25 protein-coding genes are annotated in these 26,175 nt (G+C 55.8%); 6 read left to right on the forward strand and 19 right to left on the reverse strand.

The features are described 5' to 3' along the window. The 16 genes from ACTG39_RS11955 to rpoE form a co-directional block, all read right to left on the reverse strand. A partial coding sequence (locus tag ACTG39_RS11955; RefSeq protein WP_439107821.1) for a nucleoside monophosphate kinase occupies positions 1-141 on the reverse strand: 141 nt, incomplete at its 3' end. A gap of 123 nt (positions 142-264) precedes the next feature. Continuing rightward, positions 265-1,098: a nucleoside triphosphate pyrophosphohydrolase gene (gene mazG / locus ACTG39_RS11960; protein ID WP_439107791.1), complete on the reverse strand. Its 834-nt coding sequence runs from the start codon at positions 1,096-1,098 to the stop codon at positions 265-267. 44 nt (positions 1,099-1,142) lie between these two features. Next, entirely contained in the window at positions 1,143-3,377 is a 2,235-nt protein-coding gene (relA, locus tag ACTG39_RS11965) for a GTP diphosphokinase (protein ID WP_439107792.1), read from the reverse strand. A gap of 4 nt (positions 3,378-3,381) precedes the next feature. Next, positions 3,382-4,278 carry a cysteine synthase CysM gene (cysM, locus tag ACTG39_RS11970; RefSeq protein ID WP_439107793.1) on the reverse strand — a complete coding sequence of 299 codons (897 nt, stop codon included), beginning with the start codon at positions 4,276-4,278 and terminating at the stop codon, positions 3,382-3,384. Between the two features lie 60 nt (positions 4,279-4,338). Continuing rightward, positions 4,339-4,713: a holo-ACP synthase gene (gene acpS, locus ACTG39_RS11975; RefSeq protein WP_439107794.1), complete on the reverse strand. Its 375-nt coding sequence runs from the start codon at positions 4,711-4,713 to the stop codon at positions 4,339-4,341. Next, positions 4,710-5,486, reverse strand: a complete 777-nt coding sequence (recO, locus tag ACTG39_RS11980; RefSeq protein WP_439107795.1) for a DNA repair protein RecO — start codon at positions 5,484-5,486, stop codon at positions 4,710-4,712. Before recO ends, acpS begins: the two co-directional genes overlap by 4 nt. A 21-nt stretch (positions 5,487-5,507) precedes the next feature. Continuing rightward, positions 5,508-6,407 carry a GTPase Era gene (gene era / locus ACTG39_RS11985; protein ID WP_439107796.1) on the reverse strand — a complete coding sequence of 300 codons (900 nt, stop codon included), beginning with the start codon at positions 6,405-6,407 and terminating at the stop codon, positions 5,508-5,510. Continuing rightward, entirely contained in the window at positions 6,404-7,078 is a 675-nt protein-coding gene (gene rnc / locus ACTG39_RS11990; RefSeq protein WP_439107797.1) for a ribonuclease III, read from the reverse strand. Before rnc ends, era begins: the two co-directional genes overlap by 4 nt. After that, a complete protein-coding gene (locus ACTG39_RS11995; RefSeq protein WP_439107798.1) occupies positions 7,078-7,467 on the reverse strand; it encodes a DUF4845 domain-containing protein in 390 nt (129 codons plus the stop codon). Before ACTG39_RS11995 ends, rnc begins: the two co-directional genes overlap by 1 nt. A 35-nt stretch (positions 7,468-7,502) precedes the next feature. Next, positions 7,503-8,342, reverse strand: a complete 840-nt coding sequence (gene lepB / locus ACTG39_RS12000) for a signal peptidase I (RefSeq protein WP_439107799.1) — start codon at positions 8,340-8,342, stop codon at positions 7,503-7,505. Positions 8,343-8,375: 33 nt separating this feature from the next. Further along, positions 8,376-10,172, reverse strand: coding sequence for a translation elongation factor 4 (gene lepA, locus ACTG39_RS12005; RefSeq protein WP_439107800.1), 1,797 nt, complete (start codon positions 10,170-10,172; stop codon positions 8,376-8,378). A gap of 146 nt (positions 10,173-10,318) precedes the next feature. Beyond that, complete coding sequence (locus ACTG39_RS12010; RefSeq protein ID WP_439107801.1) at positions 10,319-11,740, reverse strand: trypsin-like peptidase domain-containing protein; 1,422 nt, start codon at positions 11,738-11,740, stop codon at positions 10,319-10,321. 72 nt (positions 11,741-11,812) lie between these two features. Next, a complete protein-coding gene (locus tag ACTG39_RS12015; protein ID WP_439107802.1) occupies positions 11,813-12,280 on the reverse strand; it encodes a SoxR reducing system RseC family protein in 468 nt (155 codons plus the stop codon). 24 nt (positions 12,281-12,304) lie between these two features. Beyond that, entirely contained in the window at positions 12,305-13,210 is a 906-nt protein-coding gene (locus tag ACTG39_RS12020) for a MucB/RseB C-terminal domain-containing protein (RefSeq protein WP_439107803.1), read from the reverse strand. 100 nt (positions 13,211-13,310) lie between these two features. Continuing rightward, positions 13,311-13,922 (reverse strand): sigma-E factor negative regulatory protein, encoded by a 612-nt coding sequence (locus ACTG39_RS12025; RefSeq protein ID WP_439107804.1) that lies wholly within the window; start codon positions 13,920-13,922, stop codon positions 13,311-13,313. A 156-nt stretch (positions 13,923-14,078) separates the two neighbouring features. Next, positions 14,079-14,660 carry an RNA polymerase sigma factor RpoE gene (gene rpoE / locus ACTG39_RS12030; protein ID WP_439107822.1) on the reverse strand — a complete coding sequence of 194 codons (582 nt, stop codon included), beginning with the start codon at positions 14,658-14,660 and terminating at the stop codon, positions 14,079-14,081. A 210-nt stretch (positions 14,661-14,870) separates the two neighbouring features. Here rpoE and nadB point away from each other — a divergent pair, with 210 nt between their 5' ends. Further along, complete coding sequence (gene nadB, locus ACTG39_RS12035) at positions 14,871-16,469, forward strand: L-aspartate oxidase (RefSeq protein ID WP_439107805.1); 1,599 nt, start codon at positions 14,871-14,873, stop codon at positions 16,467-16,469. On the opposite strand, the gene ACTG39_RS12040 is transcribed toward nadB, so the two are convergent. Both ACTG39_RS12040 and ACTG39_RS12045 read right to left on the reverse strand, forming a co-directional pair. Further along, on the reverse strand, positions 16,454-16,936 hold the full coding sequence (locus tag ACTG39_RS12040; protein WP_439107806.1) for a protein YgfX: 483 nt from the start codon (positions 16,934-16,936) through the stop codon (positions 16,454-16,456). The two genes, nadB and ACTG39_RS12040, sit on opposite strands and share 16 nt — an antisense overlap. Continuing rightward, positions 16,905-17,165 (reverse strand): succinate dehydrogenase assembly factor 2, encoded by a 261-nt coding sequence (locus ACTG39_RS12045; protein WP_439107807.1) that lies wholly within the window; start codon positions 17,163-17,165, stop codon positions 16,905-16,907. The genes ACTG39_RS12040 and ACTG39_RS12045 overlap by 32 nt, the downstream gene beginning before the upstream one ends. Before the next feature lie 110 nt (positions 17,166-17,275). Between ACTG39_RS12045 and ygfZ the strand changes: the two genes are divergently transcribed. Further along, a complete protein-coding gene (gene ygfZ / locus ACTG39_RS12050) occupies positions 17,276-18,181 on the forward strand; it encodes a CAF17-like 4Fe-4S cluster assembly/insertion protein YgfZ (RefSeq protein ID WP_439107808.1) in 906 nt (301 codons plus the stop codon). A 22-nt stretch (positions 18,182-18,203) separates the two neighbouring features. On the opposite strand, the gene ung is transcribed toward ygfZ, so the two are convergent. Beyond that, positions 18,204-18,884: a uracil-DNA glycosylase gene (gene ung, locus ACTG39_RS12055; RefSeq protein WP_439107809.1), complete on the reverse strand. Its 681-nt coding sequence runs from the start codon at positions 18,882-18,884 to the stop codon at positions 18,204-18,206. Between the two features lie 193 nt (positions 18,885-19,077). On the opposite strand from ung, the gene ACTG39_RS12060 reads away from it, so the two are divergent. From ACTG39_RS12060 to ACTG39_RS12075, 4 genes are all read left to right on the forward strand, one after another. Then, on the forward strand, positions 19,078-23,022 hold the full coding sequence (locus tag ACTG39_RS12060; protein ID WP_439107810.1) for a DUF1631 family protein: 3,945 nt from the start codon (positions 19,078-19,080) through the stop codon (positions 23,020-23,022). A gap of 102 nt (positions 23,023-23,124) precedes the next feature. Then, positions 23,125-24,558 carry an oxygen-independent coproporphyrinogen III oxidase gene (gene hemN / locus ACTG39_RS12065; protein ID WP_439107811.1) on the forward strand — a complete coding sequence of 478 codons (1,434 nt, stop codon included), beginning with the start codon at positions 23,125-23,127 and terminating at the stop codon, positions 24,556-24,558. 86 nt (positions 24,559-24,644) lie between these two features. Further along, on the forward strand, positions 24,645-25,397 hold the full coding sequence (gene fnr / locus ACTG39_RS12070) for a fumarate/nitrate reduction transcriptional regulator Fnr (RefSeq protein WP_439107812.1): 753 nt from the start codon (positions 24,645-24,647) through the stop codon (positions 25,395-25,397). A 168-nt stretch (positions 25,398-25,565) separates the two neighbouring features. Next, positions 25,566-26,174, forward strand: a complete 609-nt coding sequence (locus tag ACTG39_RS12075) for a Yip1 family protein (RefSeq protein ID WP_439107813.1) — start codon at positions 25,566-25,568, stop codon at positions 26,172-26,174. Position 26,175: the final 1 nt, after the last annotated feature.

The following is a 26,175-nucleotide window of genomic DNA, read 5'->3' on the forward strand; positions in this document are numbered from 1 at the left end:
TAAACCCAAGTCAGTGCCCGCCTTCACGGCGGCCCTCAGCATATCGCCAGTCGAAATCTGAGGAATGCCAAAGGCTTCGGTAATGTACTGAGCTTGGGTGCCTTTTCCGGCGCCAGGGGCTCCGAGCAGAATCAATCGCATGAACTTCCTCGTATCTGGTGGTATGAATTTCTATCGGCCAAGAAGCGAACCCCCCGTCCGAGCCGGACACCATACCGAGAGCCCAGAGGGGAAACAAGCAGCCTTTAGTCGAAGACTGGCGCTCTAATCAGATGCTTTTACCTGCTCCCACAGCAGCTCCATAGCCGCGACATCAAGAGCCTCCAACGCCTCTCCCTTCGCTGAGCAGCGTGCTTCCATGGCACGAAAACGACGCTCAAATTTTGCGCTGGCCCTGCGCAGTGCGGTCTCCGCATCCACTTTGAGATGCCGTGAAAGATTTACGACAGTAAACAGCAGATCACCGAGTTCGTCTTCTACAGCGTCGCTATCTCCAGCGCCCATCGCTTCTCGTAACTCCTTGAGCTCTTCATCGACCTTACTGACTACGGGCTCAACGTCGGGCCAGTCAAATCCGATGCGCGCGGCGCGTTTTTGCAATTTTTGCGCCCGGGGTAGCGCAGGCAGCGCCACCGGCACGTCATCCAATACACCGTGCTGCTCACGACCCGCCCTCTCTTGAGCTTTAATAAGCTCCCACTGCTGTTTAACGGCCGCGGTGCTGTCCGAGGCGTCCCCCGAAGAATTCGTTGTTTTGTCGACGATCCCTTCTATCTGCCCCTGGGCGAACACATGAGGATGGCGACGGAGCAACTTGTCTGCGAGACCGTGCACCACGGATTCAAAGCTAAACACGTCCCGCTCCGCTCCCAGCTGAGCATAGAAAACAACCTGAAACAGCACGTCCCCCAGTTCATCCGCTATGTGAGGATAATCTCCCGCCTCAATCGCCGCCGCGAGTTCGTAGCACTCCTCCAGCGTTGAGGGCACGATACTCTTAAAGTCCTGTTGTACATCCCAGGGACACCCGTGCTCGGGGTCGCGAAGCCGCTGCATGACGCGCAGTAAATCTGCGACGCTATAGCTTGAATCTTCCAAGGCGGGTGCTCCGATTACAGCCAAAGTTGGTTTTCAGAACCGGTTCAGGTACTCAGGCGACGCGCCGAGATCACGTTCTTGAGACGGTTGAGACGCTCAAGGAGCTTTGCCAGGGAGCCTAAATCGCCAACTTCGACAGTAAGGCGCATGGCCGCTGCATGGGCTTTACGATTCGTCTGGGTCTGAATAGAGAGAACGTTGATACGCGCATTTGCGAACATCGACGTTACGTCTCGTAGCAAGCCCTGACGGTCGTAGGCCTCAATGGCAATATCCACTTCAAAACGTTCATCAGGGGTACCGCCCCACTCAACATCGATGACCCTCTCGGGATGCTGCTCTGAGATCTTCAAGACACGAGCACAGTCTTCGCGGTGAATGCTCACGCCTCGTCCTTGAGTAATGAAACCCGTAATCGCATCTCCCGGCACCGGCTTGCAACAGCCGGCAATATTGGTAAGGAGGTTACCCACGCCCTGCACCTGCACCGCATTGCGTTTGCGCCCGCCGCTGGGACGACTGACGCGCAGCTCTGGCTGGGGTTTGCTGCCAATCAGCGTTTCTGCAGCATTAACAACCTGAGAGGCAGACAGATCGCCAGAGCCTACGGCGGCATACATATCGTCAACGGTTGGAATACTCAGTTTTACCGCGATGCGCTTGTAGTCCACGCTGGTCAGTGCCAGACGGCGGAACTCTCTTTCCAACAATTGCCTACCGGCGTCCACGTTTTCTTCGCTGGCCTGGCTCTTGAACCAGGCCTGTACCTTGGCCCGAGCCCGGGGCGTCTGAAGATATCCAAGCCCCGACTGCAACCAATCTCGCCGCGGACGATTCTCCCGGCCTGTGAGTATCTCCACACGATCGCCCGTCTGCAGGCAATGCGTGAGAGGCACAATCTGCCCATTCACTTTTGCCCCCCGGCAGCGATGCCCCACCTCCGTGTGCACGTGATAGGCAAAGTCCAGAGGGGTGCCTCCACTCGCCAGATTTACGACATCCCCCCGGGGAGTGAACACATAAACCCGGTCCTGAGCGACATCAAACTGGAGTTGCTCCTCAACGCTTACGGCATCTCCGCTCTCTTCATGCCAATCAAGTACCTGACGCAGCCAATTGATCTTTTCATCGTAGGTCGAGCCGGAGCTGCGCCCGGTATCAGTTCCCTTGTAGCGCCAGTGCGCGCAAACACCGAGCTCTGCTTCTTCATGCATTTCATGGGTGCGAATCTGGACTTCAAGGATTTTACCTTCGGGACCAATCACCGCCGTATGTAGCGAGCGGTAACCGTTCTCTTTAGGGCTGGCGATGTAGTCATCAAACTCATTGGGAATATTGCGCCACAGTCCATGCACAAGACCGAGCGTCGCGTAGCAGTCTTTTAACTCCGGCACCAGAATACGCAGGGCGCGGATATCATAGACCTGCGAAAAGCCGATGCCCTTTCGCTGCATTTTTCGCCAAATACTGTAAATGTGTTTTGATCGACCGCTGATTTCAAATTCGATGCCGGCTCCGCCGAGCACCGAGCGTAGCTGATCGGTTACCCGCGTAATAAAACGATCGCGCTCAAGTCGCTTGCCATCCAGAAGGCGGGCAATTCGCTTATAGGAATCGTTGTAGAGGTAGCGAAAAGACAGATCTTCAAGCTCCCACTTGAGGTGTCCTATACCCAGACGGTGCGCGAGCGGCGCGTAAACATCGAACACGTCTCTTGCGACCATCTCCTGGCGCGTTTTATCACTCTTCACAGCGCGTATCGCGCAGGTTCTTTCTGCGAGTTTGATGAGCGCGACCTGAACATCGTCAACAATCGCAACGAGCATCTTGCGAATATTGTCACGCTGCCGCTCAGCCTCCCCCAGGACCGCGGTATCGCTGGGATTACGCAGATCAGCAATGGCGGCCATGCGCAGAACCCCGCGGAGGAGATCCGCCACAGTCCTGCCAAAGCGGGTCTCGACCTCATCCAGTTCAAGACGCTGCTCGCGCACTGCGCGATACAACAAACCGGCAATGAGACAGTCAATACCAACCCGCAGTTCTGCGAGGATCTGTGCTGATTCGATTCCCGCCCACTCGCAGTTGGACTCCCGCGCCCAGTCCCGGGTATCTACCGCCGGACTCTTCGCCGCCTCGCGAAGAACCTCCAAAGCGTCCCGTAAACGCTCGCTACTTTTCTCCGACAGCGCATCGCCCACAGGGAGCTGCGCCAGCCAGGCATCCGCATCGACAGTGCCTGCTTTAGAAAAATAACTCTGTTCCCGTACTCGGACCATTGCCTCAGTCCTTATCAAACACGCCGGTGGACAAGTAGCGGTCACCGCGATCGCAAATAATCATGACGATCGTGGCATTTTCGACCTCGGCCGACACTCGCAATGCACCCGCCACCGCGCCCCCGGCAGAAACTCCACAGAAAATCCCTTCTTCCCTCGCCAAGGCGCGCATGCTTTCTTCAGCTTCGTCCTGCGAAATATCCAAAACGCGATCAACGCGCGCCGGGTCAAAAATACTGGGCAAATAGGCTTCAGGCCAGCGTCTGATGCCGGGAATGCTCGCGCCTTCTTTGGGCTGGAGCCCTACCACTTCGATCGCCGGATTTTGGGTCTTAAAGTAGGCCGAGCAACCCATAATCGTTCCAGTAGTTCCCATGGAACTCACGAAATGGGTGATTTCTCCGTCGGTCTGTCGCCATATCTCCGGCCCTGTTCCTCGATAGTGCGCGAGAGGGTTGTCCGCATTGGCGAATTGATCAAGCACTATCCCCTCTCCCGCCTCACGCATGCTGTGCGCGAGATCGCGAGCCCCTTCCATGCCCTGCTCCGCCGTGACCTCAATGAGCTCAGCGCCATAGGCTCGCATTGCCTGTTTTCGCTCGTTGCTCGCCGTAGCCGGCATAATGAGACGCATGCGGTAACCGCGAATCGCAGCCGCCATTGCCAGGGCAATCCCCGTGTTACCACTGGTTGCCTCGATGATCGTATCGCCGGGTTTGATATCTCCCCGGGCTTCCGCCTCGGCGATCATGCTCATCGCGGGCCTATCTTTTACAGAGCCCGCGGGATTATCTCCCTCCAACTTCGCAAGCAAGATATTGCTCGTAGCTCCCGGAAGGCGCTGCAGACGCACCAGAGGTGTACCACCGATACAGGCTTCTATTGTGGGATAGTCAGGCATAGAAATTCCTAGAATTCATAGGCAAAGTTCGCTAATTCGCCCCCTTACGCGGCGACCACCTTATGCCAGCAACACAGCGAATGCCACCGCATAGGCTCGCTCATCTGACAGGGTCAAAATCACTATTGAGCCGCCCTTTTCGCCAGCCACCGCACTAGCCCAGTGCGATAAGTGCACCAAGGGGGCGCCACTCTCAGACTGCCGGATTTCCATATCCTGCCAACTCAAGGACACACCAATGCCCGTGCCAAGACTCTTGGCAATAGCCTCTTTCGCTGCAAAGCGCTTGGCTAGATAGCACCAGGGCTGGGCTTTTGATCGACAAGCGACAACTTCATCCGGCACCAGAATGCGCTCTTCAAAGCGCGCACCGTGGTGGCGCCATACGGCTTCGATTCTGTCGATTTCAACAATATCTGTGCCAATACCAATCAACGGTTACCTACCTCTGCTTCCTCTTGGATTCGCACTGACGGTTCTCTACTTGTTTCGAACATGCTTCGTGAACGCAGAGGTGTGGCGCCAAGATGTGGATGCAGCAGAGTCCTGACCATCCTCTTCGCGGCCACGCCATTCACGCCATCGAAGTGACCATCGGCAATCGCGATAATTTGTGCGCCGCTGAAGCTATCGTTTGACGGCCGCGCCCCCACGCCAATTTCTCGCAAGCCGTGATCCGGCACCAGGGAATAATTTGCTGCCGCGCGTATGGGAGCACCCTGAGACGCTTCGCTGGACAGATCTACGCCGTAGCCCAATTCTTCCAGCAGACGAAACTCGAAACGCCGTAGCGCGGGCTCCAAACCGTCCCGAGCATCGCCTACATCGGCAAGATCCGACAAATCTGCGATAGCCGCGCCGTATGCTGTGAAAATTGCCGGCTGTACTTCGAAGCGCTGCAGTAGCCGCAGCAAGAGCTCACTGAGATAAAAAGCGCTGAGTAAGGCATCGCCATGTAATGGTGGGAGCTCTCCACCGGGTTCCGCACCTGTGAGCGTTAGTAGCTCGCCCTTGCCCGTAAAACTCAGCAAAAGAGGCCGGAAAGACTGCAGAACTGCTCCCAGGGGCCCGCCCCTGCGGCGGCGGCTAAGACCTCGTGCGACCAGCCCCAGTCGCCCATATTCCATGCTGAACACGTCCAGCAGCTCGCTGTTATCGCGAAACGGTCGACGATGCAAAAGATAGCAAGGTTGGAGCTGAACGCGCATCAATAGATCTGTCTGGAGTGCTCAAGGTCCATCGTCGTAACCCAGACTGCGCAGCGCACGCTCATCATCAGCCCAGCCTGATCTCACCTTAACCCACAAATTGAGCATGACTTTATTGGCCACTAACCTTTCGATGTCCTGACGGGCATCGGTACCGATCTGGCGCAGGCGACTGCCTTTTTGGCCAATCAATATTGCTTTCTGACCTTTACGCTCAACCAGAATCACCGCGGAGATGTGTATGATTCCGCCCTCGTGGCCATACTCCTCAATCTCTACAGTGGTGGAGTAAGGCAACTCGTCTCCGAGCTGGCGAGTAATTTTTTCGCGCACAATCTCAGCGACCAGAAAGCGCGTGCTGCGATCCGTTATCTCATCTTCTTCGAAGAGAAACGGGCCTGCGGGCAGACGTTGCACAATCTCTGTTTCGAGCACATCAAGATTACGGGCGCGCAGCGCAGAGAGGGGAATCAGCGCAGCAAAGTCGGCACGCTCTGCCAACGATTCGAGGCTCGGCAAAATAGCGTTGGGGTTATCCTCAAGGTCTACCTTGTTCACGACCAGCAGCAGTGGAGCGCCACTGGCTACGCAGCTGCGCAACACCCGCTCATCATCGTCGCGCCACTCCCCTCGATCCACCACCATGACAACGATATCGACAGCTGCTACGGCCGCCCCGGCGGTGCGATTCATAAACCGGTTCAGAGCGCGATCTTCGCCACCGTGGATTCCGGGCGTATCTACGAACAGCATCTGCGCCGTATCCGTGGTCTTAATCCCCAACACCTGATGACGTGTGGTCTGAGGTTTACGGGATGTAATCGACAACTTCTGCCCGAGAAGGTGATTGAGCAGCGTCGACTTCCCTACGTTTGGTCGCCCTACTATCGCCACGTATCCGCAGCGTGTGTCTTCGCTCATGCTTCCCCCAGTTGAACGAGTACCGCCGCTGCCGCGGCTTGTTCCGCAGCTCGCAGGCTATCACCAACGCCCTCTGCGACTTCCTGACCGTCAGCGAGCTCACAGGCCACGGTGAATATCCGCGCATGATCTTCTCCCGCCGCTTTGCGCAGGACGTACTCCGGCAACGTACGACCGCTGCCCTGGAGTAACTCCTGAAGTCGGGTCTTAGGATCTTTGCGAGCTTGCTCAAGCTTTAAGCCATCCAAACGCGCCTTCAGCACTGTGCAGATTGCGGCGCGGCAGGCTTCGACACCCAGATCCATAACGATAGCGCCGAGAACCGCCTCAAAAGCATCTGCAAGAATGGAATCACGGCGACGGCCGCCCCCATGACGCTCCCCAGCACCCAATAGCACCTGCTCGCCCAGCTCCAACTCCCGGGCTACATCGGCAAGCGCGCTCCCTTTGACCAGGGACACCCTCAGGCGACTTAGCTGACCTTCGTCAGCATCAGGAAATCTGCGGTAGAGCTCTTCGCTCACCACATAGCCAAGAATGGAGTCGCCCAAAAATTCCAGACGCTCGTTGTTACGGCTTCCAACGCTGCGATGCGACAGCGCCTGTGTCAGTAAGGAACCATTGTGCAGCCTGCAGCCAAATTGCCGCTCCAGCCACTGCTGCGCGTCCATCAATCGTCGCTGTAGCGCTCGCCAGCGATAAAAACCAGATCGTCATACTTGACTACCGCATCGATGCGCCAAAATAGTGGAATCCGGTCCTCATAGTTGGCGTTCACCATCACCTTACCGTCCTCTCGGGTGATATCCACGTCCCGAGGGCCTATAGATTTGATCTGGTTCATATTAAAGCTGCCCGCCAAGGCCCGGCGGATGTCCGCGATAGTGTCTTCATCGTCATCGAAGTCTTCGGTCGCCTCAAGCACCAACTCCCGAATCGTCTGGTACTCAATCAAACCCGGCGCAATGCGAATACCGGACATGACAAAGAAACCCACCATCGTGGCGATAATAAGCATGCTCAGCAAGCCTAAACCCTGTTGCTTGTTACCTGTTTTCATAGCTATTCCCCCGATAAAAACCCACTACGCTGGGTCTATTCGATACCGCCGACGCGATCAAATCTGGGAATACTGAAAAGCGAATCCCAATGCATCCAGATGGCGAAGGCTTTGCCTACTATATCTCGCTCACTCACCTGACCCCAAACACGACTATCAGAACTATTATCGCGATTGTCACCCATCATGAAGTAGTGCCCCGGCTTTACCGTGACCGTAAAGTCTCTTCCCGGGCGCATGAGGTTGATTTGCAGGAGATGGTTTTTACCACCAAGCTCAGACATACCCATCTGATAGCGGGATGCTCCATCAGGGACAACCGCAAGCGGCTCAAAGGGAACAGGCTCGCCATTTACATAGAGTCGTTTGCTGCGGTAACTCACCACATCTCCAGGCAGCCCGATGACCCGCTTAATGTAGTAGGTTTTATTGAGGTGCGGGGGAAAGAACACCATGACATCCCCGCGCTTCGGCTCACTGATGGGAAGCACTTTTGTCCGCAGCACGGGCAGTCGTATGCCATACACAAACTTGTTAACCAGAATGTAATCGCCCACCTCAAGCGTGGGCACCATGGACGATGACGGAATTTGAAAGGGCTCCGCCAAAAAGCTGCGCAAGACAAACACCACAGCCAGCACGGGGAAAAATGATCGCGAGTACTCTACGATCGTTGACTCCCGCGGCAGTGTCTCCGCAGCGGCGGCAAACTTCTTGGCGTCAGCACTCCCTTCATAACGCCAGTCCGGGTACTGCGTGCACAAGGCGTCGAGACTGCGCTGTCTACCGGGAGCCCAAAGCAGGCGATCTACCAGCCAGATAAGTCCGGTGCCGAACACAAGAATCACCAGAATAAGCGGAAAATCAAGGGACATACACGTTCCTGTTGCTAGCTTGTGAGCACATGATCAATCAACCTTTAACACTGCAAGAAATGCAGACTGGGGGATCTCTACGCTCCCAACCTGTTTCATTCGCTTCTTACCCGCCTTCTGCTTATCCAGCAGCTTGCGCTTGCGGCTTACGTCGCCGCCGTAGCACTTTGCTGTCACATTCTTGCGCAGCGCCTTAACTGTTTGCCTCGCTACGATCTTACCGCCTACCGCCGCCTGAATCGCAACGTCAAACATTTGCCGGGGGATCAGCTCTTTCATCTTTTCTGTCAGTTGACGCCCGCGATACTCGACCTGATCCCGGTGAACGATGAGTGCGAGTGCATCCACGCGGTCGCCATTAATGAGCACGTCCAGGCGCGACAGTGACGCTGTCTCGAAACGATCGAAACCGTAGTCGAGAGACGCGTACCCCCTGCTCACAGACTTCAGCCGATCAAAGAAGTCGAGAACAACATCTGCCATGGGAATGTCGTAGGTGAGCGAAACCTGAGAACCCAGGAACTGCATATCACGCTGCTCGCCGCGCTTTTCTACACAAAGGCTAATGACATTGCCGAGATAGTCCTGGGGAACCAGAATATTGCACCGAGCTATGGGCTCGCGCATTTCATCCACGTCGCCCATATCCGGCAGCGCTGAGGGATTGTCTACGCGCACGGTCTCCCCACGCTTGGTAAGCACCTCGTAGACAACCGTAGGGGCCGTGGTAATGAGGTCGAGATCATACTCGCGTTCCAGGCGCTCCTGAATGATCTCCATGTGCAGCATGCCCAAAAACCCGCAACGAAAACCGAAACCCAGCGCATCGGAGGTTTCGGGTTCGTAAAACAGTGAGGCGTCATTAAGCGTCAGCTTTGCTAGAGCATCGCGAAAGTCTTCATAGTCGTCCGTGGACACGGTAAAAATACCCGCATACACCTGCGGCTTCACCATCTTAAACCCTGGCAGTGAAGGCACATCGGGCATCTTTGCGTGGACGAGAGTGTCACCCACGGGAGCGCCGAGAATGTCCTTGATACCCGCAACGACATAACCTACTTCGCCCGCCTGCAGACACTCACGCGCCTCGCGCTTGGGGGTAAAAATGCCGACACCATCGACCTGGTGCTGCTTACCGGTAGACTTGGCAACAATCCGGTCGCGCCGTGTTAGCACGCCCTGCTTCACCCGCACCAGCGATACCACACCCAGGTAGTTATCAAACCAGCTGTCGATGATCAGCGCTTGCAATGGCGCTTCGCGATCACCCTCCGGCGGCGGAATGTGTTCAACCAGGTACTCGAGTGCATCTTCGATACCCTGCCCCGACTTGGCCGAAACAAGGCAGGCCTCCGTCGCGTCAATTCCGATGATTTCTTCTATCTCGACCCGCACACGGTCGGGATCGGCCTGGGGTAAATCCATCTTGTTGAGTATGGGTAACACTTCCAGACCCAATTCGATGGCGGTATAGCAATTGGCTACGGACTGCGCCTCAACACCCTGCCCGGCATCCACCACGAGGAGGGCCCCTTCGCAGGCTTCCAGAGATCGCGACACTTCATAGGAAAAGTCCACGTGTCCCGGCGTGTCAATAAAGTTGAGCTGATAGGTCTCGCCATTTTTTGCGTGGTAATCCAGGGTCACGCTCTGGGCTTTGATCGTTATGCCCCGTTCCCGCTCGATGTCCATGGAATCCAGGACCTGCGCCTGCATTTCTCGAGAGCTCAGCCCTCCACAGTGCTGGATAAACCGATCGGCCAGAGTCGATTTCCCATGATCAATGTGGGCAATGATGGAAAAATTACGGATGTGATCGAGGTCACTCAAAGGGCATGCTCATAAGGACACCGCAAATCGGGACCCCCCAAAAGGAGATCCCTGCAAAAAGCGCGGCATTGTAGCCCAGTGAGCCCTGCGTCGCTACGAATACAACGATCCGCTAGCGGCCACCCTGGGAGTCTTGTTTCTGAGATTCAATCACCCAGACGCAAGCCGATAAACATGGGAGACCCTCTGCGGATCAATCGCAGGGGCACCGACGCCCCGTCCTCAAGCTCACCGACAATCTCGCTGAATACTTCAAGGGAACGAACCGGAGTGGCGCCTACCGCGGTAATGACATCCCCGGGCATCAGACCGGCCTCATCTGCGGCAGAATCTGGTTCCACACTGCGAACGACCACACCGCCCGAAAGGTCCCAGCGAGACAGCATCTCCTCCGGCGCCTCCTCGACAACGATGCCCAGACGCCCACCGCGGCTGGCGTCTTCCTGACCGTCCCGGTACGCCTGATCCACGCTGTCGTCGGCATCAAGCCCACCTACTTCCACCTCGATGGTCTTTTGTTTGCGATCTCTAACGATGAGTACGTCCACCTCGGTACCCGGCGCTATGAGCCCTACGACATGGGGCAGGTCTGCCGAGGTTTCGATGGGCTCATCATCAAACTCGATAATGATATCTCCAGGCTCCAAACCCGACTGTGCGGCAGGACCATCACCTGCGATTTGAGAGATCAGGGCCCCGCGAGGCCGGTCAAGGCCAAAGGATTCACCGAGGTTTCGATCCACGTTCTGAATCGTCACGCCCAGCCATCCACGGGTGACCGTGCCGCTATCTCTGAGTTGATTAACCACGTTGCGCACAACATTGACCGGGATCGCAAAAGAAAGGCCTATGGAGCCGCCAGCACGGGTGGTAAATATCTGCGAATTTACGCCTACCACCTCACCTTTGAGATTGAACAGCGGCCCCCCGGAATTACCGGGGTTAATCGCAACATCAGTTTGTAAGAATGGCACGTAATTCTCACGACTGCGCGTCGGCAGGCTACGCCCCTTGGCGCTGACAATTCCCGCGGTAACGGAATAATCCAAACCAAAGGGCGAACCGATCGCCAATACCCACTCGCCCACTTTTAAAGCATCATCTTCACCCAGAACGAGATACGGCAGGTCTTCGGCGTCGATGCGCAGCAGCGCGAGGTCCGAACGGGGATCCAGTCCCACCACCTCGGCTTCATACTCCCGTCTGTCCGAGAGTCGCACCGTGACCAAGTCGGCATCCTCGACGACGTGATGATTGGTAACGACGTAGCCATCCTCCGAAATCATAAAACCAGAGCCCGTCGCCATGCGTTCCTGAGGGCCCTGAGGGGGATTTGGCATCTGGAAGTAACGTCGCAGAAACTCGGGAATTTCCTCTGCATCGACATCCGGACCCGCTCTACTGGTACTGGCCTCAACAATGATCTTGACCACGGCCGGCGACTGCTGCGCAACAATCTCCGTGAAATCCGGCAGTTCCGCCGCCTGCGCGGCCGAGGCTGACAATAGCCATAGAAGCGATATAGCCGCCAATACTCTGGACGTCAGGGCTCCATAAAGGTGTGTCATGCATATCTCCAAGATAATTTTCAGTCGAGAAATAGGTTTGCGTAAGAGATTCGCTACGCGCGCCCAATTGGATCAGTTGACTCCCGTCACCCGCGGCTGAAGATCCGGGTCACGGCTCACACGAGCGCTGAGCAGTCTCAGCATTAGTAACCCCGTGGCCAGGCCTGCAGCAGCCGACAAGGTGACACGCAGATCAAGTGCCGCTTGCGCCAGTGATGCTGCACTCCAATATTGATCTGCGAGAACCGCTGCGAGGATCATCGTTAATAAGGGCATGGCATAGAGCATCCAGGCCGCGCGCAAAAAACCCCGCTCTGGCATCGCAATCTCCACACTATCGTGGAGGCTCACCACCAGCGACTTATCCGCCGGTAAAAGGGCCTTAACAAGGCCTTGAGAGACTCCGGCTTTAACGCCGTTGATCATACCGTGGCCACAACCCGATCGCGCCGCGCAGCTGCCACAGCTAGTTTGGCGCAATGTCTCCACCCACACAGCGTCGCTATCCAGAGCAACTACGCGCGCGGTTTCAATAAGCATTTAAACTCTTGAAACGAATATCCATCAGCGGAGCCTTACAGAATCTGCCAACATTCGCGCCGTGTTCGTAGGAATTTCACCAAGCACCGTAACCAACACGGGCCGGCGCTGAAGCAGTACGCCGCGAGTGTAGGCCACGGTACTCCCCTGACGCGCAACCCCCTCACCGGGTTTTATGGCGGCGCCCAAGGGCTCAAGAAACACAGAAAACGACGCTAAACCGTCGGTATAGCTCTTTCTTTGAGATGCCGTAGGAGCAGAGTCCGTCGCCATAAACCCGTCTGGCAGCCATGCCAAATCCCAGGCAATCCCCTGTCGCAGGTGCTCGGTTTCATGGGGATGAGGATGACTCGCTTCATGCGCGATCTGCGCCTCAGGGGACTTGCCGGGCATCAAATCCAGACTGGCAAACTGAAACTGCTCCAGAACACTTTGATCTGCAGAAAGAGTGGAAGACTTGAGTATGAGCGCCGTATCTTCGTCCAGTTCCAGGACATGTCCAAAGCGGTACATATCCCTGGGCTCCACGCGCAAACGCAGCGATTTCCGGCCAGCGATTCGATCCCCCGGCTGCACCCGGAACCGATACACGGACGCAAGACCGCAAAATGACCCATCAAATAAATCAGCGGAGCGAAGTAACTGATGCCCCGGGTGCATGCATTCCGTGGGGTGCCCGGATCTCTCGACGAGCGCATCCTGCCCGGTCAGGCGAGAGAGCTGTTCTGTAGACTGCCCATTTTCGACGCTGTGTGACAACTCCATGATCTGCATGTCACCGCCCCGCTGAAGCGTAACCACGCCGCTGTAACTCACCTGCTGGGCATTGCTGGACATCGCCTGCAACAAGCGTGTGACCGACGGATCCAGTGTTTCACATTGCTGCTGGGCAAAGGCCGCTGCAGGCAGACACAAAGCAAGTAACGCCATACCGCGTAGACGCAGAGACCGCCCCTTGTGCTGCGCACGGTCTAAAGGGGAACAGTCTGAGCGCCCCTCCAGAGTCGTTTTCGACAGGCTCTTTTGCACTTTACTGCTCGATTACCGGAACGCGGGCAAAGGGCAACATTCCCTGAGGCGTGTTCAGCGATGCATGCTCTGCGTGTTCCTGGCTGTAGCGTCGCAGTCGTTGCCGTGCGAGCTCACGATAGGCAGTACGATCCGCAGGTTGCAGTGTCGGCAGCGCACGAGTTCCGTAACTTGCCTGCACGGGCACAGCGCCTGTGGTGTTCACTACCCCCACTGGCAGAGGAGCCACACGCGCCACCAAATCTGCATCGCCTCCCGCAGAAGTCACCGCTAATTGTTGCCCGCCCACTACTACCACCGCTGCCACCGACGCTGCTACCGCGAAACTTCCCAGAGCACGGCGCCAGTTGCCGGCGTTACTTTGCTCCAACGCCGGCTCTGCATCGATCGCTGCGCGCACCGACAGCGCAAAATCCGGGGCCGGACGTACTGCCTCACCCTGCATTGCGCTGCGCGCTATGTGCAGGCGATACCAGTGTTTGCGTAACTCGGGATTACTTTCCACATCACGCAGAACGCGACGCAGCTCAAGCTCCTGTGCTTCGTTGTCAGCCAACGCAGACAGGGTCTCCGCAGCCGCCGCTCCGGGATTGGGGGTCTCGGCGTTACGCATGCTTTAACTCTCCGCTAGTCATATCACTCATACCGCTATCATCACTCTACAAATTCAATATGCATTTACTACGTTTGTTTCGGCCGGCAGACCATCATCATGCTACTGCCCTACTGCTGGGACTGGTGCGTTCATCGCTACGCCACGCGCTGGCGATTATTCACCACCCATTTGCTGCTGCACTATCTTGTCTATCGCCTCGCGTGCGCGAAATATTCGGGATCGCACTGTGCCCACCGGGCATTCCATGACTTCAGCAATTTCCTCATAACTCAGACCATCAAATTCCCGCAAAGTTACCGCGGTTCGTAAATCATCTGGCAGCGCGTACAGCGCGCCGTTTACCCGGACACGCAATTCTTCGCCAAAAAGCGCATTTTCTGGCGTTTCTCTATCGCGCAATGCATCCCCCCCCTCCAAATACTGAGCGTCATCGACATCAACGTCAGACCCGGGCGGTCGGCGGGAGCGCGAGACAAGGTGATTCTTTGCGGTATTAATCGCAATTCGATACAGCCAGGTATAAAAGGCGCTATCGCCCCGAAACCCCGGAAGGGCTCGATAAGCTTTGATAAACGCTTCCTGGGCAACATCCTGCACCTCGTCTGCGTCATGCACATAGCGGCTGATGAGGCTCATTATTTTCTGTTGGTATTTGATAACCAACAGATCAAAGGCGTTTTTGTCGCCCTTCTGAACCCGCACAACCAACTGTTTATCTGTGACCGAGGCGGTCAAACGTCGCAATCCTCCATGATGCACGGCGTCAGCAACCGCACGCTGCCTTACCTGCTAATAATTGACCCCCATAACGCTGGTCAGTTCCCTGTGAACTATTTACGTTTTTGCCGGGACCATTGGCGGTCGACGAATCTCTGTACCGATACGCCGCTAAAACAGGCATGATAACCGCCGTTGAGGTCAAACTATAAGGAATTTGAGCGCGCTATGAGCACGCATTTCCGCCATGACGTTGTCATCATAGGTCGTGGTGCGGCAGGATTATCTCTCGCACTGCGCCTTCCCGCTGAATACCGCATTGCGGTGCTTTCCAAGGGGGACGTTAAACAAAGCTCGACTTACTGGGCGCAGGGCGGCATGGCTGCGGTGCTCCATGCAAGAGACAGCGTTGATGCCCATGTCGAGGATACGCTGCGAGCAGGAGCGGGTCTGTGTCATCGTGATGCGGTGGAACAGACCGTTTCCCGCAGCCGAGAAACTGTTGACTGGCTTGCCTCTTTGGGCGTCGACTTTGACCTTAGAGAAGACATTAGCCCCACACAATCACCGGAATACCATCTCGCTCAAGAAGGCGGCCACAGTCACCGCAGAATAGTCCATGCTGCGGATCGAACGGGTGGCGCCATAGGGGAAGTCCTCGAAGCGCGTGCACGGCAAGCTGAAAACATCGATTTACTCCCGGGACGCATCGCAGTAGATCTGGTTGTTCGCGAGGGTCGCTGTAAAGGGATCTACGTTCTTGATGAGCGCGAAGACCGCGTTGATCTCTTCGAGGCCAGCACCGTTGTGCTTGCCAGCGGGGGAGCGAGTAAAGCCTATCTGTACACCAGCAACCCTGACGGTGCGAGCGGCGATGGTATCGCCATGGCCTGGCGAGCGGGCTGCCGCGTTGCAAACCTCGAGTTCAACCAATTCCACCCTACCTGCCTGTATCACCCGGAAGCTAAGTCCTTTCTTGTTACGGAGGCCCTGCGCGGTGAAGGCGCGCTACTGCTACTTCCGAACGGGGATCGGTTCATGCCCAATTTTGACCAGCGTGCTGAACTAGCCCCCAGAGATGTCGTCGCGCGAGCTATCGATCACGAGATGAAGAGACTGGGTGTCGACTGCGTGTACCTGGATATCTCCCACAAGGATCCCGAGTTTGTCCGTCAGCACTTTCCAACGATTTACGAGCGTTGCCTTGAATACGGTATCGACATCACCCGAGATCGAATCCCCGTGGTCCCGGCAGCGCACTACACCTGTGGCGGCATTATTGTGGATACCAATGGCTGTAGCGATGTGAAAGGTCTCTACGCTATCGGTGAATGCTCTTTCACAGGACTCCACGGCGCTAATCGTATGGCGAGCAACTCATTGCTGGAGTGTCTGGTCTACGCGCAGGCGGCAGCGCGTCAAATTATAGAAGAGGGATTAGAGGGAGACCGGCAGCAAAGCCCTCCCCCCTGGGACGAAAGCCAGGTTACAGATTCGGATGAAGATGTCGTTATTTCGCATAACTGGCACGAGCTCCGACGCTTCATGTGGGATTACGTAGGCATTGTGCGCACAAACAAACGCCTGCAGCGCGCCCTGCGGCGTGCGGACCTGCTTCAGGGAGAGATTGCGGAGTATTACAGCAACTACAAGGTCAGCAATGACCTGTTGGAACTACGGAACCTGGCCATGGTGGCTGAATTGATGATTCGCTGCGCAATAGAGCGTCGGGAGAGTCGAGGGCTGCACTACACTCTCGATTACCCGGAGTTACTCCCGGAGCCCAAAGACACAATCCTCACCCCAAACAATTACCGCGGCGACTGAGAGGACAGCTTGGAAACTGCCGCCTCCCTGCCATGGGCATCAAGGCGCAGTTGCCGACGCAGCAAGCGCCAGTGCTCGTAGGACATCGCGTCAGAGAAGACCAACAGCCGCCTTAACTGTCCGCGACGCCCGGCCACCGCTCCCGTAACGCAGTCAAGCCACTGTAGGTCGGTGAGCCTGCCGCGATCGCGAATGATGCACGGTGTGTAAGCGGTCTGCTCTGGCGTCCTGCATAACCACTCGCCAGGGCTTTGACTGATGCCATTGCAGCGCAAGGTGGTTCCGCGGGGATCCAGCTCTGAGATCGCAGCGGCCAGTAAGACGCAAGCCAACATCGGGAGCAGCAGTCTGGGGTCCCGGAGATACAGGCTCGTAGCCAGGCACAGTAAGCTCAGTAGCAGTGCTGCGCTGTGCAGCTTGCGCAATCGATTTGAGCTATGGAGGTGTATCCTCAGGTCGCCGGGCATCCAGAATAATCCTCACCATCAGGGCAATCTCAGGATCCTCCGGATTCTGCTTGCGCAAGAACCAGTCAAACAGCTCTTGATCCTGACAACTCATCAGGGAGCGATAACGTTCGCGCCCCGCCTCGTCCAACGTTGCGTAATGCAGTCGCACATAGGGCTCAAGAATGAGATCGAGCTCGAGCATGCCTCGTCGGCTCGCCCAACGCATGCGTTTGTGTTCCTCGTCCATGGGTGACAACCGGCGTCGCAAAATCGCGGGAGTATAGCTGAGTCGGCGCACGGGTTATGATTACCCATGAAAAAAACCCCGGCCAGCGTTAGGATCTAAAAGGAGTAATTGTGAGCGGTTTTGCCTGCTTTTTGCCGGATGAGGCGATGATCCATCTACGTGGTAACAGTGTCCCGGAATTTCTTCAGGGACAGCTGACGTGTGATACGCGCAAGCTGAGTGACACTCAGGCACTGATGGGCGCTTATTGTAACGTCAAGGGACGAGTCCTCAGCGACCTCACTGTCGTCAAGGTCAGCGACTCCCACGTCATTTTGCGACTCCGTCGATCCCTCGCCAAGAGCATCGCTGGAATACTTCAGCGCTATGCTCAGTTCTCCCGTATCAGCGTGGATCTGGATGATTCCAAGGCCTCTATCGTGGGCGTCTACGAGATGGAGGGTATCCCAAGCACCGAAGCCATCGCGCCTGGCAGCCTGGTAATGAATCTCAATGAAGGGGTGATGACGCTGCGGCGCAGCTCCAGGCATGGTGAACTCCTGAGCATCGACCCCGAGCATCCCGTTGAGCTGTCTTCCAAAGTGAACTCAAGGCCCGAAGCTGCCGCTCGCTGGGCTATGGAAACTCTGCGAACGGGTCATTACGCGTTGGAGCAGGAAGATTTCGAAGCGTTTACGCCCCAGGCCCTTGGCTATGATCTCACCGGCCTGGTGGCCTTCGATAAAGGTTGCTACACGGGGCAGGAGATCGTAGCGCGCCTTCATTACAAGGGTCGAAGCAAAAAGCGGCTGCTGGTATTCGAAGCGCCCCTTGGTGTCGGCGCCGTTGCTCGTGATGCCCCTCTTCTGAGCAGGGACGGCACTGCCGTCGGACGCTGCCTGCGCAGTGAATCCTCAGAGGGCACAGCCACACTCATCGCGGGCGAAGTGCAGGCCGATAGTCTTAACGACACACTGTTTTTGAACGAAGGACAAGCGCTGCAGACCTTGGGTCCCGACTACGGCGCATCTCCCTAGCCCCTCCAACAGCATGATCGTCCTAATCCCCGAGAGACCAATCGATAGGTAGCAGGCTCTGCCCACGCAAAAAGTCGTTGGCTTTGCCAAAATGACCGCATCCAAAGAACCCCCGATGAGCGCTCAAGGGGGAAGGATGCGGCGCTCTCAGCACGCAGTGTTTGCGAGCGTCTATCGCTGAAGCCTTTGCCTGAGCCTGGGCGCCCCAAAGCATGAACACCAGTGGGCTATCGCCTTCAGCCAAGATCGAAATAACCCGGTCCGTAAATCGCTCCCAGCCTTTTCCCCGATGCGAGCCGGGAGACCCCTCTTCTACGGTAAGAACCGTATTCAGCAACAAAACGCCCTGCTTTGCCCAGGAACTCAAACATCCATGGGAAGGAATATCGATGCCCTGATCGGCTTGCAACTCTTTAAAAATGTTACGCAGCGATGGCGGGATCGGACAATCAGGATTAACCGAGAAGCACAGCCCATGGGCCTGACCGGCACTGTGGTAGGGATCCTGTCCAAGGATAACAACCCGAACACTTTGCGGCGCAGTGGACTCAAACGCATTGAAGACCTGCTTCGCGGGCGGAAAAACAGGCTTCCCCGATGCACGACGATCTTTAAGAAACGCCGACAAATTGGTCATGTACTCCGACGCAAACTCTCTTTTCAGGAGATCGCCCCAGGCATTATGAATAGGATATTTAGGCATGCTTCGTCGAAGTAAGGACCACTGATAAAGTAAAGATGAATTCCACACAACCCGGGCATCTATCCTGCCCGGCGCGAGCCCGCTGACCCTCTCTCTGTACTTCAGAGTGGACAGCTTCTTACGTATACTGTCGCTTACAGAGATGTGCCGGCGCAAGCGCAGCCTGGGCTCTCACACTGAGACTGCGAACTATATGAGTGACAAAAGGCCCGCGTTACCTGCCTATCTTCGATTACCGGATGGCCTCCGCATTGCGGGTGTCGCCGAAGCCGTTGACTCCGGCTCTTTGTTACTCAGGCCTATACAAGCTGTCTCCCCACTGCCACCAGAGGGTTTGCCGGTAACCCTCATCATTGCTGGCCTACCCGATGATGATGAAGCGCAAATCAACATTGCGGGAAGCATAGAGTCTGTCAGCGCACGGGAACTCGTCGTATTGCCAGACGATGACCTTCCGGACGTTGTCTTAGAAGTCATGGATCCGGAATCTATTGTATGGCTACCGGGAAAAGAAGAAGCGGACCGTCTTGTGCAAGAGATGTTCTCTTTGGGGATCTCGCAGTTAGATAACGCCATGCGACGATTTCTGGTAGAGCTTGGCGACCAGCTTTTTGAACTATCTACATCATCCCGTTACGGAATCTCCGGCCAGCATGTGCACTACGACGCGCTCAATGCCCTAAAGAGAAGCAGCGGCGAATTTCTGGAAAACTTTTCCAAGGCCCTTACCGAGAGCGTCGAAACCCTTGAGAAAGAGAGTGATGGCCAAACCTTTGCGGATCTTGAGGCTGCTACAGCGCGCAACCTCGATCTCGTGGCCTTCGATGAAATGGATCAGAAACTGGCGGTCGATAAAATCGTTAACGGCCTTATCGAGATGCATCGCGTCGAACTGGAGTGTTTGACGATTCGAACGGCGCTGGTCTCCGACAGGGAGCCACGACGGGCCAAAACACCGTTTCACCCTGCCTATGTTGTGCAGGCTTTTATGTCCGCATTTGAGCCCATCAGTGACAGCCCCAATGTCGTTCAGGACACCTTGAATGTGTTCAGGGACAGTTACGCGCCGCAATTGGAGAAACTCTATCCCGCGCTGAACAACATCTTCATCGAAGCTGGCGTCGAGCGTGGTCTCGAAGAAGATATTCGTGAACACGGCTCACTGCTGAACCCCATCGAGAAGCGTGTCATTAAGTCAACGGTGCGGACACGACCCCAGACCGACACTGAATCTCTATCCGGCAACGTATCCAACGCCTCGGGGCCGCAAAATCCTCAGGCGCCTTCGGTAACTCACAGCACAGTGCTTGTTCAGCCTCCCGAAACACAAGGTAGTCGAGCACAAGGACACGCAGGCCCATCGACCTCCGCCGGAAGCGAAGCAGGGAGCACCGCGACCGATGACGGCGCTCGTGGCGAAAGCCCAAGTGCCGGCGGCAAAGATAAACATGATGCGATGTACGATGCCGTGATCAGCGCCATGGATACGCATCGAGAACATTCCTCTGGGGACGCTGCTGCCCCCGTTGCGACCGCAGCCGAGACATCAACTGGCGCGCCCGCTCCTGAGCTAGATCAAAAGCAGCTCCTCGATGCGCTCATGCGTTTGCAGAGTGCTCAGCCTCCCGGCACATCTTTGCAAGATCTCTCACCGCTGGAAGACTTGATTAAAGAACAGAGTGGATTAAGCAGCGGCGCGGCACTTGAGCGAGACGGCGCCAACAGGCTCAGCTTCGTCGACACGGTTTTCGAAACCCTCAACAACAACTTTGACGTCAGCGACGATATGGCGCCGAGCTTGGCGCGTTTGCGAGTCCCGCTGGCTCGTCTCTCTTTACAAGAGCCGCGATTTTTCGCTCAACCGGATCATCCCGCTCACAAGCTTTTGGACAAAGTCTCCAAGTTAGCCAGCGCGGACCAAACATTGAACCGCAGCTTGCAGAGAAAGGTATCGGCCATTGTCGAGAAGGTCGCGCAGGACTATGACGAAGACAGTACAGTTTTCGCCGACGCACAGAGCGACTTGGACACGCTGCTATCACAGCAGAACCGGTCCCTGGATCGAAACATTGAGCGAGTGGTTAGCGGCCTGCAGGGACAGGAGCGTCTAAGACGCGCTCAACGGAGTGTCGAGAAGCTCCTCGCTAAACGCCTTGGCCGGGAGAATGCTCCCCGAGCACTAGTCGAGCTGCTGGACGGCGGCTGGCGCTCAGCGCTGGTACAGACCGCTCTGCGCGATGGTGAGAACAGCATCGCCTGGCAAGAAGAAACCTCCCTACTCGGCACGCTGGTCGATGACTTTCGCGAAGCCAGTAGAGGCGTGTTGGCCGAGTCCAAAATCAGAGAGATGCAGCAGCGCCTTCAGGCACTCGACAGTCGTTTAAACGCCTCCAATCCGGGATCCGTTGCCCACGAGTCGGCCCTGCGCAGTATTAACGCCGTGATTACCGGCAGAGCCCCCGCCGACACCGTGAATTACAGCCCTCAAGTAAGCGAAACTGGCGGACCAACTCTCGAGCGTGTGGAACAACTACCGCGCCTTCGTCGATGGCTCCGTCGTGTGGACGCCCTGGAACCAGGGGCAAAACTGCGCTACCGCGACAAAAATGGCCGGCGGCAAAAGATGCGCCTGGTATGGATTAATGAGGAGAGAGATCGCTTCGCTTTTGTAAACGAGCGCGGGCAAAAAATTGCCGAGCTAAGCGCAGTTCAGCTAGCTCGACAACTCAGTCGTGGTTCACAGATGCCCTCCCCCGTCGACGATATGACGGTACTTGAACAGAGTATGTTTGGCACGCTGGAGAAGGCTCAGAAGACACTGAGTTTCGATAGAAACCGAGACACAATCACCCAGCTTATTAATGGCGACTCGCTCCTGTACCAGCTTCAGCGGAGCCTCCGTCACGCTCAGGCCCGCGGCACCGAGCATGCGTTTCTGCTGCTGAACATCGACAATTTTGCCGTAGTAAATGACGTCTTTGACGACACTACCGGTGATCAGGTATTGAGCGAATTCGGTCAACTGCTGGGACAGATGAATGACCGCCGGGCTTTGACAGCTCGCATTAAGGGCGATGAGTTTGGCATCCTTCTCACCTATCGTGATACCGAAGAGGCCCGCCGTGTCGCTGACAAAATACGCATAGATATCGCTTCCAGCAGTATTAACATTAATGAAGAAAGCATTTCCTTTACCGTATCTATCGGCATTGCCGCCGTTGTGCAAACGAGCGAAAGCCCCACGTCCATCACTGATCAGGCGCGGCAGGCACTGACTCTTGCCAAGAGCCAGGGCAAGGATCAGGTAGCGGTGTTCAATATCGATCAAGAAGAGGTAATGAACTACAAACTCGAGCGGGCGTCATCCCGCAAGCAGCTTGAAGATGCCATGGCGACGGACAGCCTGGTGCTCCGCGCCCAGCCTATTGTGCAGAGTGCAGTGGATGGACGCGAAGGCGCAAAACATCACTACGAAATACTTCTGGCAATACGTGACGACGATGGAGAGCTGCAATCTCCGCAGGAATTTATCAAGACCGCAGCGCGTTTTGGCTACGTAATTTTGGTCGACCGGTGGGTACTCAAGGAAACGTTCACTTGGATATCACATCTCATGGACTCACAAAAAGAGGTGCCTGAACTTTCGATCAATCTATCGGGCACCAGCATTACTGACAATGACTTCCTGGATTATGTTCTGGAACAGATTTCTGAGCACGGCGTAGGCACCAGTCGACTGTGCTTTGAAATCACCGAGACCGGTGCTATCGATAACCTGCCGCGCGCCGCAGACTTTGTGCGCACGCTGAAAAATATTGGCTGCAAGTTCTCACTGGATGATTTTGGTACCGGCCTTGCCAGTCATAAATACCTTAAGGAACTGCCGGTAGATTATGTGAAGATTGACGGGACATTCATTACTAACATACGCCGGGACTCCACCGACTACGCAATGGCCAAATCAATTAATGACCTGGCGCATTTTCTAGGACAGAAGACGGTGGCGGAGTGCGTAGAAGAACTGGAAATCGTGCCCGCTTTGCGAGACATCGGTATTGACTACCTCCAAGGCTGGGGTATCGGGATGCCTCGGGAGCTGCACGAAATCACCGACGAGCTCGCCAATCTGGAAACCTGAGATTCCGTCAACGCTTCCCTGACGTTGACATGGATCAAGACGACGCATCAATCGCCCTGCTAGCCTGTTGCAATCAACAGATCGACAGGCCGTCCTTGTACTATGAATCAGATTATTGGAACTTCCGATTCCCACACCCGGCGATTGCCCAGCGAGTGGGAAGCGGGGATGGATATGGCGCGCCGCTACGCTACCAGCGGCCCCCGTTACACCTCTTACCCCACCGCACCACAATTTTCTGATAACTTTGACCTCACACGCTATCGAAACTGGCAAAGTCGCAAGGAGAACCACGCCGACCCCCTGTCCCTTTATGTCCACCTGCCCTTCTGTCATGACATTTGCTACTACTGCGGCTGTAACAAGGTCGTAACGCGTAAGGAAGGCGTAGCCTCACGCTACATTGAGGAGCTGACAAAAGAGCTCGATATGCAAAGCCAGCTGGTCGGCCAAGACCGACCGGTGACGCAAATGCACTGGGGAGGAGGCACTCCCACCTATCTCAACGATGGCGAAGTCACTGAACTCATGCACAATTTAGCGAGCCGCTTTCGACTGCTCGACAAAGGGTATCGCGAATACTCCATCGAGATTGATCCCCGTACTGTGTCGTCCGCCACCATCGCACTGCTAAAAGGCGTTGGTTTTAATCGGATCAGTCTCGGCGTGCAGGATTTTGACGAAAACGTTCAAAAGGCTGTCAATCGCGTTCAGCCCTTTACGCAGGTGGCAAGCCTTGTCGAGGCGGTGCGTGCCCATGGATTTCGCTCTCTGAGCTTTGACCTGATCTATGGGCTCCCGTATCAGGATCACGTCAGCATGGCAGAGACCCTGCGTAAGGTTGTGAGCCTGAGGCCGGACCGTATCGCATGCTACAACTACGCACACCTCCCCGAGCGCTTTTTGCCGCAACGCTCTATCGATCGCCATACGCTGCCCGAGCCGGAAGAGAAATTACTCCTCGCGCAAATGATCTCTGCGACTCTCCAGGACGCCGGCTACCGGTACATCGGAATGGATCACTACGTACTCCCAGAAGACGATCTGGCAAAGGCACAGGGAGAATCGCGCTTACAAAGAAACTTTCAGGGCTACTCACTACAACTGGCCGATGACTTACTGGGACTTGGCGTTTCGTCCATTAGCCAAATCGGTGATTTCTATCTGCAGAATGCCCGGGACCTCCCCCAGTACTACCAAATGCTGGAGGACGGACAGATACCTATAACCAAGGGCTATATGATCAACCGCGAGGACAAGCTTCGTCGCCGCGTGATCATGTCTCTCATCTGTGATCTGAATCTGGATGTGGTCGAGATCGAGCGGGAGTTCGGCATTGATTTTCGTAGCCATTTCGCTCAGGCACTTAGTGAATTGGGTCAGGCTTTTGACGACCGCCTGCTAGAGTGGGCTAACGATGAGCTTCGCGTGACACCGGCAGGAAGACCTTTCCTGAGAAACCTGTGTATGCCTTTCGATGAATATCTGGACCACCATGCAAGCATGGGCAAGGCCAAGTTTTCCGCCACAATTTAAGCAAATGGTCAATGTAAAGCTTAGTTGACACAACTAGTGCCGCTCGCTAAGTTTTAGCCACGGCCGGTATGGGGAATCTGATAGCAGTGAACACGCAACTAATTGATGTAGAACGCTCAAAAGCTACGTCCTGCACCCATGACTATCAGGTGAATTGCAACAACTGTCGTCTGAGCTCAATCTGTCTTCCCTTCTCTTTGGAAGCAACGGAAATTGACGAGCTCGATCGCATTGTTCAAAGAAGCAAGCCGCTGCAAAAGGGTCAGCATCTGTATCGTGAGAGCGACGGATTTGAATCCGTGTTTGCCGTGCGATCCGGCACCATCAAGGCCTATCGAACCACGGACGATGGTCGGGAACAGGTAACCGGCTTTTACTTCCCCGGTGAGATCCTTGGCATGGATGGCATCAGCAACAACGCCCATGCATCCTCTGCGAAGGCGCTGGAAACCGCTTCCGTCTGCGAGATTCCTTTCAGCTCCCTCGAAAAACTCAGTGCCAGCATGCCGCAACTTCAGCGCCACTTTTTTCAGCTCATGAGTCGCGAGATTACGGAAGATCAACAGCTCATCACCCTCTTATCCAAAAGCTCTGCCGACGAGCGCGTAGCGGCGCTGCTTCTCAGCGTATCCACCCGAAATGCTCGACGACAATTGAGTGCGACGCAGTTCCGACTCAGCATGTCTCGCGTCGATATCGGCAACTACCTTGGCCTTACCGTCGAAACCGTAAGCCGGGTCTTCAGTCGCATGCAAAAGCTCGATGTACTGGCAGTGGAAAATAAAGAGATAGAGATTCTGGACATCGAGGCGCTTCGGAAGATCGCTGACGCGCGCTAGGCCTGCAAGAGCTACTCGCAGCCAAGCTGGCGGAGAATTGGAACGTTATTGACGCAGTGCCAGCTACAATGCGTACTCTTGCACCGCTTATTGATGCAGGTCAACAAATACCGCGGCGACTTGACTAAAATGCCGCCTGTCACAAGTCTCACCGGGGGATAGAAGATAATGATCCAGCACACTTTTGGACTGCTGTTTAAGCCACGGCATCAATGGCAGACCATCGCTGATTTGCCCGAGAGCTCCCAAAACCTACTGGTGATCTATCCCTTTGTATTTGCACTACTTCCTGCCATTGCATGGTATTGGGGCACCAGTCACGTGGGCTGGACGGTCGGCAGCTACAACGAGGTGATTAAACTTACCGACGCCAGCGCGATGCAGGTCAATATCCTTTTCTACTGCGTCATGGTCGCCAGCGTCGCCGCCATCGGTTATGCGATTCACTGGATGTCCAGCACCTACGGCGCGGCAAGCTCGACCATCGCAAAAGGCATAGTGATCGCGGGACTTACGGCGACCCCGCTTTTTGTCCTTGGTCTGGTGGGATTTTATCCGGTGCTTTGGGTAGACCTGCTCATTGGTGTGGTCGCTATTAGCTGGGCTGTCTACCTGATGTACCTCGGCATCCCCATAGTCATGGACATTCCCCAGGAGCGGGGCTTTCTGTTTTCCAGCGCCATTCTGGCCATCGGGCTCGTGCTCCTCGTCTCAATCATGGTCGTTTCTATACTGGCCTGGGACTTCGGCGCAGCACCGGCGTTTACCGACGGCTAGT

Source organism: Congregibacter sp. (assembly GCF_965662665.1).
Taxonomy (GTDB): domain Bacteria; phylum Pseudomonadota; class Gammaproteobacteria; order Pseudomonadales; family Halieaceae; genus Congregibacter.

What these genes read in the sequence shown, in the direction of transcription:
- ACTG39_RS11995 (WP_439107798.1), bottom strand. Translation starts at nt 7,467, where the DNA reads ATGAAAACAGGTAACAAGCAACAGGGTTTAGGCTTGCTGAGCATGCTT.
- ACTG39_RS12075 (WP_439107813.1), top strand. Translation starts at nt 25,566, where the DNA reads ATGATCCAGCACACTTTTGGACTGCTGTTTAAGCCACGGCATCAATGG.
- ACTG39_RS12045 (WP_439107807.1), bottom strand. Translation starts at nt 17,165, where the DNA reads ATGGACGAGGAACACAAACGCATGCGTTGGGCGAGCCGACGAGGCATG.
- rnc (WP_439107797.1), bottom strand. Translation starts at nt 7,078, where the DNA reads ATGGACGCGCAGCAGTGGCTGGAGCGGCAATTTGGCTGCAGGCTGCAC.
- relA (WP_439107792.1), bottom strand. Translation starts at nt 3,377, where the DNA reads ATGGTCCGAGTACGGGAACAGAGTTATTTTTCTAAAGCAGGCACTGTC.
- nadB (WP_439107805.1), top strand. Translation starts at nt 14,871, where the DNA reads ATGAGCACGCATTTCCGCCATGACGTTGTCATCATAGGTCGTGGTGCG.
- era (WP_439107796.1), bottom strand. Translation starts at nt 6,407, where the DNA reads ATGAGCGAAGACACACGCTGCGGATACGTGGCGATAGTAGGGCGACCA.
- hemN (WP_439107811.1), top strand. Translation starts at nt 23,125, where the DNA reads ATGAATCAGATTATTGGAACTTCCGATTCCCACACCCGGCGATTGCCC.
- lepB (WP_439107799.1), bottom strand. Translation starts at nt 8,342, where the DNA reads ATGTCCCTTGATTTTCCGCTTATTCTGGTGATTCTTGTGTTCGGCACC.
- ACTG39_RS12020 (WP_439107803.1), bottom strand. Translation starts at nt 13,210, where the DNA reads ATGGCGTTACTTGCTTTGTGTCTGCCTGCAGCGGCCTTTGCCCAGCAG.
- ACTG39_RS12010 (WP_439107801.1), bottom strand. Translation starts at nt 11,740, where the DNA reads ATGACACACCTTTATGGAGCCCTGACGTCCAGAGTATTGGCGGCTATA.
- ung (WP_439107809.1), bottom strand. Translation starts at nt 18,884, where the DNA reads ATGCCTAAATATCCTATTCATAATGCCTGGGGCGATCTCCTGAAAAGA.
- ACTG39_RS12040 (WP_439107806.1), bottom strand. Translation starts at nt 16,936, where the DNA reads ATGCCCGGCGACCTGAGGATACACCTCCATAGCTCAAATCGATTGCGC.
- ACTG39_RS12025 (WP_439107804.1), bottom strand. Translation starts at nt 13,922, where the DNA reads ATGCGTAACGCCGAGACCCCCAATCCCGGAGCGGCGGCTGCGGAGACC.
- ACTG39_RS12060 (WP_439107810.1), top strand. Translation starts at nt 19,078, where the DNA reads ATGAGTGACAAAAGGCCCGCGTTACCTGCCTATCTTCGATTACCGGAT.
- recO (WP_439107795.1), bottom strand. Translation starts at nt 5,486, where the DNA reads ATGCGCGTTCAGCTCCAACCTTGCTATCTTTTGCATCGTCGACCGTTT.
- cysM (WP_439107793.1), bottom strand. Translation starts at nt 4,278, where the DNA reads ATGCCTGACTATCCCACAATAGAAGCCTGTATCGGTGGTACACCTCTG.
- ACTG39_RS12015 (WP_439107802.1), bottom strand. Translation starts at nt 12,280, where the DNA reads ATGCTTATTGAAACCGCGCGCGTAGTTGCTCTGGATAGCGACGCTGTG.